Annotated in this window: 14 protein-coding genes; 9 read left to right on the top strand and 5 right to left on the bottom strand. The window is 64.5% G+C overall.

Going from position 1 to position 12,312, the window contains the following annotated elements; translation table 11 throughout:
* The first annotated feature begins 1 nt into the window (after position 1).
* Genes CKW40_RS05660 through CKW40_RS05645 form a run of 4 tightly spaced genes read left to right on the top strand, consistent with a single transcriptional unit; the run spans position 2 to position 4,338 of the window.
* Positions 2–1,303, top strand: coding sequence for an ArgE/DapE family deacylase (locus CKW40_RS05660; protein WP_179297839.1), 1,302 nt, complete (start codon positions 2–4; stop codon positions 1,301–1,303).
* The gene (locus CKW40_RS05655; RefSeq protein ID WP_095198926.1) at positions 1,300–2,358 is read left to right on the top strand and encodes a phosphotransferase; all 1,059 of its coding nucleotides are present in this window, start codon (positions 1,300–1,302) and stop codon (positions 2,356–2,358) included. The genes CKW40_RS05660 and CKW40_RS05655 overlap by 4 nt, the downstream gene beginning before the upstream one ends.
* Positions 2,359–3,669 (top strand): aspartate aminotransferase family protein, encoded by a 1,311-nt coding sequence (locus CKW40_RS05650; RefSeq protein ID WP_179297838.1) that lies wholly within the window; start codon positions 2,359–2,361, stop codon positions 3,667–3,669.
* 12 nt (positions 3,670–3,681) lie between these two features.
* Positions 3,682–4,338 carry a GntR family transcriptional regulator gene (locus CKW40_RS05645; protein ID WP_095198925.1) on the top strand — a complete coding sequence of 219 codons (657 nt, stop codon included), beginning with the start codon at positions 3,682–3,684 and terminating at the stop codon, positions 4,336–4,338.
* Positions 4,339–4,359: 21 nt separating this feature from the next.
* Here CKW40_RS05645 and CKW40_RS05640 read toward each other — a convergent pair whose 3' ends face one another.
* From CKW40_RS05640 to CKW40_RS05620, 5 genes are read right to left on the bottom strand one after another with little or no spacing between them, the layout of a single operon-like run.
* Positions 4,360–5,664, bottom strand: a complete 1,305-nt coding sequence (locus CKW40_RS05640) for an NAD(P)/FAD-dependent oxidoreductase (protein WP_095198924.1) — start codon at positions 5,662–5,664, stop codon at positions 4,360–4,362.
* Positions 5,661–6,644, bottom strand: a complete 984-nt coding sequence (locus CKW40_RS05635) for a branched-chain amino acid ABC transporter permease (protein WP_179297856.1) — start codon at positions 6,642–6,644, stop codon at positions 5,661–5,663. The genes CKW40_RS05640 and CKW40_RS05635 overlap by 4 nt, the downstream gene beginning before the upstream one ends.
* Entirely contained in the window at positions 6,641–7,549 is a 909-nt protein-coding gene (locus CKW40_RS05630; RefSeq protein WP_095198922.1) for a branched-chain amino acid ABC transporter permease, read from the bottom strand. The genes CKW40_RS05635 and CKW40_RS05630 overlap by 4 nt, the downstream gene beginning before the upstream one ends.
* Positions 7,546–8,295, bottom strand: a complete 750-nt coding sequence (locus CKW40_RS05625; protein WP_095198921.1) for a branched-chain amino acid ABC transporter ATP-binding protein — start codon at positions 8,293–8,295, stop codon at positions 7,546–7,548. Before CKW40_RS05625 ends, CKW40_RS05630 begins: the two co-directional genes overlap by 4 nt.
* Positions 8,292–9,092 carry an ABC transporter ATP-binding protein gene (locus CKW40_RS05620; protein ID WP_095198920.1) on the bottom strand — a complete coding sequence of 267 codons (801 nt, stop codon included), beginning with the start codon at positions 9,090–9,092 and terminating at the stop codon, positions 8,292–8,294. The genes CKW40_RS05625 and CKW40_RS05620 overlap by 4 nt, the downstream gene beginning before the upstream one ends.
* A 128-nt stretch (positions 9,093–9,220) precedes the next feature.
* On the opposite strand from CKW40_RS05620, the gene CKW40_RS05615 reads away from it, so the two are divergent.
* From CKW40_RS05615 to CKW40_RS05595, 5 genes are read left to right on the top strand one after another with little or no spacing between them, the layout of a single operon-like run.
* A complete protein-coding gene (locus CKW40_RS05615) occupies positions 9,221–9,955 on the top strand; it encodes a GntR family transcriptional regulator (protein ID WP_095198919.1) in 735 nt (244 codons plus the stop codon).
* On the top strand, positions 9,952–10,434 hold the full coding sequence (locus CKW40_RS05610; RefSeq protein WP_095198918.1) for a DUF3830 family protein: 483 nt from the start codon (positions 9,952–9,954) through the stop codon (positions 10,432–10,434). Before CKW40_RS05615 ends, CKW40_RS05610 begins: the two co-directional genes overlap by 4 nt.
* Before the next feature lies 1 nt (position 10,435).
* Positions 10,436–10,789 carry a TIGR04076 family protein gene (locus CKW40_RS05605; RefSeq protein ID WP_095198917.1) on the top strand — a complete coding sequence of 118 codons (354 nt, stop codon included), beginning with the start codon at positions 10,436–10,438 and terminating at the stop codon, positions 10,787–10,789.
* On the top strand, positions 10,786–11,841 hold the full coding sequence (locus CKW40_RS05600; RefSeq protein WP_095198916.1) for an aldo/keto reductase: 1,056 nt from the start codon (positions 10,786–10,788) through the stop codon (positions 11,839–11,841). Before CKW40_RS05605 ends, CKW40_RS05600 begins: the two co-directional genes overlap by 4 nt.
* Positions 11,838–12,269 carry a DUF4440 domain-containing protein gene (locus CKW40_RS05595; RefSeq protein ID WP_095198915.1) on the top strand — a complete coding sequence of 144 codons (432 nt, stop codon included), beginning with the start codon at positions 11,838–11,840 and terminating at the stop codon, positions 12,267–12,269. Before CKW40_RS05600 ends, CKW40_RS05595 begins: the two co-directional genes overlap by 4 nt.
* Positions 12,270–12,312 lie beyond the last annotated feature (43 nt).

The raw sequence follows: 12,312 nt of genomic DNA, 5'->3' as shown, positions 1-12,312 counted from the left end.
CATGCCTGAGCGAATTGCCGACGAAGCCATTTTGCGCGCGGTCGATGACGGCTTCGCAAGGCAAGTCGCATTCCTGGCGGACCTCGTGCGCTTTCCCTCCCAGCGTGGCGAGGAACACGCTGCGCAATCCTTCATGGCGGCTGCCTATCAGGCCGATGGCTATGCGGTCGACATGTGGCGTGTCGATGTCGAGGCGATCCGCGACCTGCCGGGGTTTTCGCCCGTGGCGGTTTCCTATGACGACGCCTTCAACGTCGTCGCCACCCATACGCCGCGAAACGCCACCGGCCGATCGCTGATCCTCAACGGCCATATCGATGTGGTGCCGACGGGGCCGCTCGACCGCTGGCTGCGCGACCCCTACGAGCCGGCGATCGAGGATGGCTGGATGTATGGCCGTGGCGCCGGCGACATGAAGGCCGGCCTGTCGGCCTGCCTCTACGCGCTAACTGCTTTGCGCAGCCTCGGCTATCAGCCGGCCGCGAATGTTTACCTCCAGTCGGTGGTCGAGGAGGAGTGCACCGGCAATGGCGCGCTCGCTTGCCTGCAGCGCGGCTACCGCGCCGACGCCGCCTTCATTCCCGAGCCCTTGGAACCGCGCTTGATGCGGGCGCAGGTCGGGCCAATCTGGTTCAGGGTCGAGGTCGATGGCGATCCGCAGCACGCGTCGGGGGCCTTCTCGGCCGGCGCCAATGCCATCGAAAAGGCCTTCGTCATCATCCAGGCGCTGAAGCAGCTCGAAATCGTCTGGAATGCGCGCAAGGTTGACGATCCGCATTTCTGCAATCACCCGCATCCGATCCGCTTCAACCTCGGCAAGATCGAAGGCGGCGAATGGACATCGAGCGTTCCGGCGCGCTGTGTTTTCGAGATGCGTGTCGCGACCTATCCCGGCCAGAAGCTCGAGGACGCCAGGGCCGAGCTCGAAGCCTGCATCGCCGATGCGGCACGCGCCGATCCGTTCCTTGCCAATCGCCCGCCCAAGATGAGCTACAATGGCTTCATGGCCGAGGGCTATGTGCTGGAGGGCGCCGACGAGATGGAAGCCGTGCTGCGCCGCAGCCATGCCGCCGTCTGGGGCGAGCCGTTGACGGAGCACGTCACCTCGGCGACGACGGATGCGCGCTTCTTCGGCCTCTATGCCGATACGCCGGCGATCGTCTACGGCCCGATCTGCCGCATGCCGCATGGCTATGACGAGGCCGTCGATCTGGATTCTGTGCGCAAGGTTACCCAGACCATCGCGGTGTTCATCGCCGACTGGTGCGGTCTTGAGCCGATCGATCCGGAGGCGAGTTCATGAACGCAGCCGTGCCCGACGGCTTCGGCGAAACGCTCGCCGAGGACGCGCCTGACGTTTCAATCGCCGACGCGTTGGACATCTTGCGCCGGCACTATGGGCTCACCGGCAGCGCGCGTCCGCTGCCGGGCGAACGCGACCACAATTTCCACATCCAGACCGACGGCGAGGGCGAGTTCGTCCTGAAAGTTTCCCATCCGGCCGAAGAAGCCGGCTTCACCGATTTCCAGAACAAGGCACTCGACCATATCCTTGCGGTCGACCCGACATTGCCGGTTCCTTCGGTGCGCAAAAGTCTCGAGGGCGAAGCGCAATTCACGGTCAGCGTCGGCGGATCGGCGCCGCGCATCATCCGGCTGGTCACCTATCTGCCCGGCCAGTTGCTGTCGCGTTCGCCCACCTCAGCGGCACAGGATCGCAATCTCGGCATCTTCCTCGCCCGCCTTGGTCGGGCACTGCGCGGCTTCTTTCATCCGGCCGCCGGCAGCGACCTGCTTTGGGATATCCGCAAGGTCGCCAAGACGCGACCGATGCTGGTGCATATAGCCGATGCCGGACACCGGGCCATGGTCGAACGCGTCATGGACGCTTTCGAGGAGCATGCGGCTCCGGTCATACCGACGCTGCGCGCCCAGATCGTCCACAACGACATGAACTCCTACAATGTGGTGATGGACGCCTCGCGGCCGGAGGTCGTGACCGGCATTCTCGATTTCGGCGACATGATCCATTCACCGCTGATCTGCGACCTCGCCATCGGCGCCGTCTACCGGTGGCCGGCTGAAGGCCATCCGCTGGCGCCGGCCGCGCGCTTCGTCGCCGGCTACCAGTCGGTGCAGCCATTGGAGGCCGAAGAGATCGGCATTCTTTTCGATCTGATCCGCGCCCGCCTTGCGCTCATCGCCAACATCGCCAGCTGGCAGGCGGAACGGTTCCCGGCCAAGCGCGACTATGTGCTGCGCCTCATCACCGAGGTGTGGGCCTCGCTCGAACGGCTGGACGGCCTGTCGTCCGCTGACGCCCGCCGCTATTTTCTCGACCATTCCAATCCGGAGTAGATGCCCGTGTCCCAGTCCTCGCCATATCCTGCAAATGCCGGTTCGACGGCATCCGAGCAAGCCCTGCTCGAACGCCGCGCCAGGCTGCTTGGGCCGACCTACCGTGCCTTTTACCGCAACCCGATCCATCTGGTGCGCGGCAGCGGCGTCTGGCTCTACGACGCCCAGGGACGCAAGTTCCTCGACGCCTACAACAATGTCGCCTCGGTCGGGCACTGCCATCCGCGCGTCGTCGAGGCGCTGTCGGGACAGGCCGCCACGCTCAATACCCACACGCGCTACTTGAGCGAGATCATCCTAGACTACGCGGAAAAGCTGCACGGCACCGTTCCGGCCCATCTCGGCCATGCCATGTTCACCTGCACCGGCAGCGAGGCCAACGACCTCGCCATCCGTATCGCCCAGCATTCGAGCGGCGGCACCGGCGTCATCATCACCGATTTCGCCTATCACGGCGCCACGATCGCCACCGCTCAGCTGTCACCAGCGGCGGTCGGGGCCAAGGGCGTGCCCGCCCACCACCGGACGGTGGCAGCGCCGGACACATTCCGCGACCATGGCCGCGCCGCGCATGTTTTTGCCAGGAATGTCGCCGCCGCCCTCGAGGACATGCGTGCGCAAAAAATCCGTCCGGCGGCGCTGCTGCTCGATTCGGCCTTTTCCAGCGACGGCATTTTCTTCCCCGATGCGGCTGTCATGCGCGAGGCGGCCGATCATGTCAGGAAGGCAGGTGGCATCGTCATCGCCGATGAGGTCCAGTCCGGCTTCGGCCGCCTCGGCCAGGGCATGTGGGGTTTTGCCAATTATGGCCTCGAACCCGATATCGTCACCATGGGCAAGCCCATCGGCGATGGGCATCCGATGGGGGCGGTGCTGGTGCGGCCGCGGCTTGTTTCATCCTTCGGCTCCAACACCGGCTACTTCAACACTTTCGGCGGCAATCCGGTCGCGGCCGCCGTCGGCATCGCTGTTCTGGATGTAATCGAAGGCGAGGGGCTGATCGAGAACGCGCGCATGGTCGGCGCCTATACAGCTGAGTTGCTGCGCAATTTGCAGGGCCGGCACCGCATGGTGGGTGACGTCAGGCAAAACGGCCTCTATTTCGGCGTCGAACTGACGGCGGATGGCGACGAAGCGCTGGCCGCCACCAAGACATCTTCTGTCGTCGAAGCCATGCGCGAGGATGGCGTGCTGATCTCGTCCTGCGGTCCGCGCGGCAATGTGCTGAAGATCAGGCCGCCTCTGCCCTTTGCCAGGGACAATGCCGAGCAACTGGCCGAGACGCTCGATCGCGCACTGTCGAACTGGTGATCGGGACCGCGCATGCTGAAGCTCGAACATCAAACCCTCAACGATCGCGCCTATGGCGCGCTCAAGCAGGAATTGATTTCAGGTGGCTTCAGCCCGGGCCAGACGCTGGTCATCCGCAAGCTCGCCGAGACCTTCGGCATCTCGACGACGCCGATCCGTGAGGCGCTGCAAAGGCTGGTCGCCGAGCGGTTGCTCGAGATGCAGAACAACCGCTCCATCATCGTGCCCTTGCTGTCGGCCCCGGCTTTCGAGGAATTGACCCACATCCGCATCGCCGTCGAGGGGCTGGCGGGCGAGATGGCGGCGTCGCGGATTAGCGAAAGCGGGCTGATCGACATCCAGGCGACGCTTGCCGGCATGCAGCGCGCCATCGAGGCTCGTGACGCCAGGGCCTATCTGTCACTGAACGAAGCCTTCCACTTCGCCATCTACCAGCATGCCGGCGCGCCGATCCTGCTCAACATGATCCGCGACCTCTGGGGCCGCGTCGGGCCTTATCTCAAGCTTCTGATGCAGGCCGATCGCTACATTCCGCATTCGAACGACGCGCATCGCAGGATTGTCGCCGCACTGGAACAGCGCAATGGCCCTGCTGTTCGGGCTTCGCTTGAACAGGACATTGCCATGGCGGCCGCGGTTCTGTCCGAAAATCTCCGCACGACGGCCTGATCGAACGGCGGCTGGGTCGGCCTATGCTGTCTCGTCCAGTCGGTCGCGCAGCATGCTCCAGCCGAGCAGCGCGTTGGGCGCGTGCCGCAGCAGCGCATGGAAAGGGATCGACGTCGGCGGAGCGAACGGCAGCGGCAAATCGCGTGTCTCGGTTCCGGCTGCCCAGTCGGCCAGCACCTTGCCCATCGCCGTCGTCATGGCGATGCCGCGCCCATTGCAGGCGCGGCCGGCGATCAGCCCCGGCCCGAGATCCAGGAGGTGCGGCAGGAAATCCGGTTCGACCGCCGCCATTCCCGACCAGCCATAGGCAAGCGGCGGCAGGTTAGGCAAGTCGAGATGCCTGGCGAGCCGTCGCCAGATCGTTTGCGGCACGCGCGTGTCGGCACCGGCGCCGACGATATGCATGCCGCCGCTGATCAGCCGGTTGTCGGCATCGAAGCGGAAGGTGAAGAGATTGCGCCTGGTGTCGCCAACGCCTTGCCCGCCGGGAAGCAGCCGCGTGCGGATTTCGCTCGGCAGCGGCTCGGTCGCGATCTGGAAAATCCTCAGGGGAAAATAGGTCCGTTGCAGCAACGGATTGAGCGACCCGCCGTAGGCGTTGGTGGCGATCAGCACCTTGCCGGCACGCACCGAGCCCGATGGCGTTTTCAGCGACCAGCCATCGGCCATGCGATCGACCGAGGCGACCGGCGTGCGCTCGAAGATCTTCGCGCCAGCCTTTTCCGCCGCATCGGCCAGCCCGTTCGCGTAGGCGACCGGATTGAGCACGCCGCCCGAACGATCCATCCAGCCACCGGCATAGCCACGCGCGCCGGTCAGCGCCTCGACCTCCTGCCGATCCAGAGTAACGGCAGGCCGGCCGCGCCGCGCCCATTGCCCGGCGCGCGATTTGACCTTCTCGAACGCGGCGGGCGAATGCGCCGGTTGGATCCATCCGTTCTGCACCGCGTCGCAGTCAATGCCGTGTCGCTTGATCAGGCCGAAGACCAGATCGGCGCTGTCGGCGGCGAAATCGATCAGTCTCTCGCCTCGCTCGGGACCGAGATGCGCAAGAATGCTGTCCGGGTCCATCTTGGCGAAGTTCGGCACGACGAAACCGGCATTCCTGCCGGTCGCGCCCCAGGCGATGATCTCGGCTTCGAGGACGGCGACGGAAAGTCCTTTCCCGGCGGCGTGCAGCGCGGTCGACAGACCGGCAAAGCCGCCGCCGACAATGGCGAGGTCGACATTGAGCTCGTCGTACAGCGCAGGCCGGTCGCGGCGGTTGCGGCTGACGGCATGCCAGAGTGAAGCGTCGTGCGTTTCCGGCCGGATCGCAGTGTTCATGAGCCGGAACTGCTCTTGGCCGTAGTCACCTTCGCCTGCTTGCCCAGACGTGGCCGCCGCGGCCTGTCGCCGAACAGCCCGTTCGGCCGGATCAGCAGGATGACGCAGAGCATGACGCCGATGGCGACGATCTGCAGCGAGGCCGCACGCGCCTGCTGTTCGGGCGCGAACAGCACGCTGGTCAGTGTGCCCGACCCCGCCCATATTCCCCAGACCAGAATGCTGCCGATGACGGCGCCGAGATTGCTGCCCGAGCCGCCGACGATCAGCATCACCCACACCTGGAAGGTCAGGATCGGCAGATAATTGTCCGGCGCGATGAAACCGGTGAAATGTGCCTGCAATGCGCCGGCCAGTGCCATGATGGCGCCGCCGACGGCAAAGGCCTGGACGCGGTAGAAGCGCGCGCTCTTGCCAAGCGAAATCGCCGCCCGCTCATCCTCCCGCAAGGCCTTCAGCACGCGGCCCCAGGGGCTGCGCGACAGATGCTCAAGGGCGAGGTAGGCGATCAATGTGACGGCCGAGACGACGGCGAGGTTCGACAGGTTGAACAGCAGCGGCGCCTCAGCGAGGCTGCCGAACGGACGTGGGATGAAACCGATGCCGAACGGCCCGCCGGTCAGCTTCTGCGCATTGAGCGCGACCAGCTGTACGACCACGGCGACACCGAATGTGGTGATCGCCAGATAGTCGGATCTCAGCCGCAATGTGGCCATGCCGGTCAGCGCCGCGGCAATGCCGCCGACGACCATGGCGCCGAGCCAGCCGACAAGGATCGGCAGGCCGAAGCCGCCGAGTCGTGCGGCATCGTCAGGTGTGGTCAGCAGCGCCGATGTATAGGCGCCGATGGCGACGAAGCCGGCGAGGCCGACATTGAACAGTCCGATCAGGCCCCACTGCAGATTGAGCCCCAGCGTGACCAGCGAAAAGATCAGCGCGGTGGTCAGGAAGAAGGCGCCGTAGCCGAGCAGATCCATCAGCGTTCCCTCACACCAAACAGGCCGATCGGCCGCACGAACAGCACCGCCATCAGGATGATGAAGGAGACGGCGGCGCGCCATTCGGCACCGATCAGCTGCACCGCGCCGGCTTCGGCGAGCCCGATGATCAGGCCACCGAGCACCGCGCCGGGGATGCTGCCGATGCCGCCCAGAATGGCGGCGGCAAACATCGGCAGCAGCATGTCGAAGCCCATGAAAGGACGGATCTGTACCAGGATGCCGATCATCACGCCGGCGACGCAGGCGAGCGCCCCGCCGATGACCCAGGTGACGCGCACCACGGAGGCGACGTCGATGCCGACGATGCGGGCCAGTGCCGCATTCTGGCTGAGCGCCTGCATGGAACGGCCGGTCTGCGTGCGCGTCATCAACAGATGCACGCCGAGCACCAGCACGGCGGTCAGCAGCAAAAGTGCGATCTGGTCGGGTGTGATGCGGATGCCGAAGCCGACCGGCATGGCGATCTGGATCGCCCGGCTGAAATAGGTCGGCCGCGAGGTGAAGGTGAATTCGAGCAGGCTGCGCAGCGCCATCGAGGCACCAAAACTCGCCATCACCACGATGATGGCTTGCCCCTGCGAGCGAAGCCGCGAAAACAGCACCTTGTCGAGTAGCAGCGCCAGTATAGCGGTGAAGGCCATGCCAATGACCAGTGCGACAAGCAGCGGCCAGCCGAAGGACAAAGGTGCGATCGGCGCCACCTTGCCGAAGGTTGCACCGATGGCACTGACGACCGCAAGTGTCGCATAGGTGCCCCAGGCCATGAAGTCGCCATGGGCAAAATTGGAGAAGCGCAGGATCGAATAGGTCAGCGTCACGCCGATGGCGCCGAGGCCGATCATCGAGCCGGTCAGCAGCCCGTCTACGACAAATTGCAGGCTCATGCCGCGCCTCCCTTGCCTGCGTGAGAAGGGCGCTGGCCGAGATAGAGTTCGGCGACGACAGGGTCGTTCCACAGTTCGGAAGCGATGCCCTCGTGCCGGTCCTTGCCTTCGACCAGCACATAGGCGCGGTCGCCAATGGCCAGTGCCGCCTTGGCATTCTGCTCGACCAAAAGGATGGTGACCCCGGATTTGCGGATGCCGGCCAGCATCTCGAACACCATCGAGACGAATTTCGGCGACAGGCCGGCCGACGGTTCGTCGAGCACCAGCACCTTGGGATGGACGATCAGGGCGCGCGCGACAGCCAACATCTGCCGCTGCCCGCCCGACAAATTGCCGGCGGCGGTGCTGCGCTGGCGAACGAGGTCGGGGAAGGCGGCATACATTTCCTCGATGCGGGCAGGGATCTCGCGCCGCTCGAGGATACCGCAGGCAACCTTGAGATTGTCCTCAACCGACATCAGCGGAAAGATGTTTTCTGTCTGCGGCACGAAGGCGAGCCCAAGCCGCACCATGGTGTGGGCGGGTGCCGCGGTGATGTCCTTGCCATCCAGGAACACGGTGCCGCCGGTGATCGGGACGAGGCCGGCGATCGCCTTGATGAAGCTCGACTTGCCGGCGCCGTTGGGGCCGAGGACGACGACGATCTCACTTTTTCTGACAATGATCGAGGCGCCGCGCACGATCGGCACGCCCGGTTCATAGCCGGCCTCGAGATTACGGACGTCGAGGACGGTCTCGCTCATGCCGTGCCTCCGAGATAGGCCTCGATGACGCGCGGGTCGCGCGCGACCTCTTCCGCCGTGCCTTCGCTGAGCAACTGGCCACTCGCCATGACGAGGACCCGATGGCAGAGCCGCGTCACCATGTCGATATTGTGCTCGATCAAAAGGAAGGTGATGCCGCGCGCATTGATGTCGCGGATGCGGTCGATGATGACTTCGAGCAGCGTCGCGTTGACGCCGGCCGCCGGTTCGTCAAGCAGGATGATCGCCGGGTCGGCCATCATCACGCGGGCGAGTTCGAGCAGTTTGCGCTGGCCGCCGGAAAGCACGCGCGCCGGCTCATGCGCGAGATGGGTGAGGGTGACGAGTTCCAGCAGGTCGAGCGCCTTTGTCCTGGCCGCTTTTTCCTGCGCTGCCACCCGCCACGGCGTGACGAAGTTGGCGAGCAGCCTTTCGCCGGCCTGGCCCTGTGCCGCCAGCATGATGTTTTCGATCAGCGTCAGATTGGGCAGCGGGCGCGGGATCTGGAAGGTGCGGCCAAGACCACGGCCGATGCGCAGATGCGCGGCTTCGCCCGAAACGCGCGCGCCGTTGAGCAGGATATCGCCGCTGGTCGGCAATATGCTGCCGGCGAGCAGGTCGAACATCGTCGTCTTGCCGGCACCGTTCGGACCGATCAGGCCGAGGATTTCGCCCGCTTTGACATCAAACGAGACATCATTGACGGCGACAAGGCCGCCGAACCGTCTGACGACATGGCTTGCCGTCAGAACAGGTGCCCGGCTCTCCTGCCCTTGGCGCTCCGCTGCCTCGCTCATCAAACCCTCTGGCCGAAGACGATCATTGTCGCCTCCTGATTTTTGATTTGTGATCACACTTGCTTTGATCACGCTATTCGGCTTTAATTTCATCCGCAAGCCGAAAACGGGCCAAGACCGGGAATGCCATGCAAAAGGCTGCCATCGAGCGAAACAACGAAACGATCGCAGCCCAGCTTACGCCGGTCGGCCGCGAGACCGTGCAGGATCGCGTCTATTCCGAGTTGCGCCGGGCTCTGATCGGCGGCCTGTTCGAGCCGAACCAGGTGCTGACCATCCGTGGCCTGGCCGATGCGCTGGTCACCTCGACCATGCCGGTGCGCGAAGCGCTCGGCCGGCTCATCACGGAAAAGGCGCTGGAAGCGCTGCCCAACCGCTCGGTGCGCGTGCCGCCGATCACGCTGGAGCGCATCGACGACCTTCTGCGCGCCCGCTCCCTCATCGAAGGCGAAGCGATTGCGCTTGCCGCCACGCGCATGAGCCCGCGCCAGATCGCTTCAATCGAAGCCATGCTCGGCGAATGGGACGAGATGCGGGCACTGAAGCACAAGAAGGATATCGACCGCGAGGCGACGCTCAACCAGAGCTTCCATTTCGAGATCTACCGCTGCTGCGGCTCGGCTGTGCTGATCCCGATGATCGAAAGCCTGTGGCTGCAATCGGGCCCCTGCATCCGCGTTGCCATCTATGCCTTTTCCGACGCCGGCGAGGTCGACACCGCGCACTATCACCGCAGCATCGTCGCAGCTCTCGCCAAGCAGGATGCGCAAGCGGCGCGCGAGGCATTGGTGGCCGATATCAGCCGGCCTTTTGCTTTCCTGCGCGACAAGCTTCAGTCCGCCGCCACGAAAGACCAGACATGACCTCCATCAGCATCACCGAGTCGCGCTCGAAGCTTTCCGTGACGGCGCAGCTGCTGCCCGAAAAGGCGCCGGAAAACGCTGCCTTTCTCATCGCGTATCTCGCCACGCCACGCGTCGTCCCGGGCATTCATGCCATGTGGACGGGACCTGAGATCTCCTGCCCGGTTCCGTCAGCCGATCTCGAAGGGGAGGCCTATGCCAAACCCTTGCCGGCGGAGAATGCCACGCTGACGCCGCAGCCGGGCGACATCGTGTTGTCCTATTTGCCGCCGCGCATTTGGGGCGGCAATCCCAATGCGATTTTCGACATCGGCCTCTACTACGGACAAGGGGCGCGGCTTCTGTTTCCGATCGGCTGGCTCGCCGGCAGCGTGGTGGCGCAGGTGCGGACCGATCAGCGCGACCAGTTCGCCGCTGCCTGCGGCATCATCCGCCGCAACGGCGCCTGCGACATCACCTTCAGCCTGGTGGAGGCCTGACATGGCGGACGACAGTTTCGAGCTCTTCGATCTTCGCGTCGAGGCGGTCATCCCCGAGGGCAAGCCGATCTATTGCGGCGCCAAGCCCGGCGACTATTTCGAGCTCAAGGGCGAGATGCTGTCGATGCCGGCAGGGCAGAGTTTTTCGATCTATTCGCTTGCCTCCGTATTGCCGTTTCTCGCGGCAAAGCAGCGCCCGACCGACCGCAATGACTGGATGACCACAGACGCCGAGATCGCTTGTCCCGATCCCAATTGCGCCAGCCGGCTGCGGATCGTCAGGCTGGCCAAGCGGCGGTTCAGCCATGCCGAAACCACGGCCGTGCCGCTGCCGAAGGAGAACGACCAGACATGACCGCCAAGACCTTCGAGCTCGGCCCCGGCTACACCATCTCGCGCGTCATTCGCGGTGGCTGGCAGCTCGCTGGCGGACATGGCGCCATCGATCGTCAGCAAGCTGTCACCGACCTGATCGCCACTTTCGACGCGGGCATCTGGACCTATGATTGTGCCGACATCTACACCGGCGTCGAGGAACTGATCGGCGCCGCACGCCTGCGGCTGGCCAGCGAGCGTGGCCTCGATGTCGCCGCAAAAATGAAGGTGCACACCAAGCTGGTGCCAGATCTCGAACGGCTGGCCACGATCAGCCGCGACTACATCAGGGGCATTGTCGACCAGTCCCTGCGCAGGCTGAAGACCGAGCGTCTCGATCTCGTGCAATTCCATTGGTGGGACTATGATCAGCCTCGCTATGTCGAGGCGATGGGCTGGCTCAACGAACTTCGGCTGGAGGGCAAGGTGCGCAATCTCGGCACCACCAATTTCGACACGCCGCGGCTCGCCGAAATCCTCGGCGCCGGCATTCCGCTGATCAGCCAGCAGCTGCAATACTCGGTCCTCGACCAGCGGCCGGGCAACAGCCTCGCCGCACTTGCTGAGAAAAACGGCGTCAGCTTCCTCTGCTATGGCTCCGTCGCCGGCGGCTTCCTCAGCGACAAATGGCTTGGCGTTGCTGAACCCGCGACACCGCTCGAAAACCGCTCGCTGGTCAAATACAAGCTGATCATCGATGACTTCGGCGGCTGGGACCTGTTCCAGCAACTGCTTCGGGCGCTGAAAGTGGTCGGTGATCGCCACGGCGTCGATATCGCCACCATCGCAAGCGCCTGGGTGCTTGAACAGCGCCAAGTGGCGGCCGTCATCGTCGGCGCCCGCAACCAGGCGCATGCGCTGGCTAATGCGAAAATCATGGACGTCGCGCTCGACGCCGACGACCGGGCGAAGATCGCGGCCGTGATTTCGCAAAGCCAGGGTCCACTGGGTGACGTCTACACGCTGGAGCGCGACCGCCATGGCCGCCATGGCTCGATCATGCATTACAATCTGAATGCAGGCCGCACATGAGCACGATCAACGCTACACTGTTTTCCAAGGCCAGCGCGGAGGTCATCGACCTGCATCGCTTCTTCGTCAACTGGTTCGTCCCCGGGCGCGCCGACAAGGTCGATTTCGACCGCTTCGAGCGCGCCATGGGTGACGGCCTCAGCATGGTCGCGCCGGACGGCAAGGTGCTCGATCGTGCTGCTGTCGTCGATCATGTCCGCTCCAGCCGCGCCACATGCGACGACGGCTTTGCCATCTCGATCGAGGACATCCGGCCCGGCTGGCAAAGCGCTGATACGATCGTCGTTTTCTACGTCGAGGCGCAGCAGCGCGCAGGCAAGCACAGCCGCCGCCAGTCGAGTGCCGTCTTCACCACCAGTTCATCGGCGCCCAACGGCGTCGAATGGCGACATCTGCATGAAACCTGGCTGCAGGTGCCGGAACGCTGAACAGGCTCCAGAGATCAAATTAGAGTCGAGTAACGAAAGGGGA

The sequence above is a fragment of the Mesorhizobium carmichaelinearum genome (assembly GCF_900199455.1).
Taxonomy (GTDB): Bacteria; Pseudomonadota; Alphaproteobacteria; order Rhizobiales; family Rhizobiaceae; genus Mesorhizobium; species Mesorhizobium carmichaelinearum.
The sequence above is the reverse complement of the archived record's forward strand: the minus strand, read 5'-3'. Positions and strand labels throughout refer to the sequence as shown.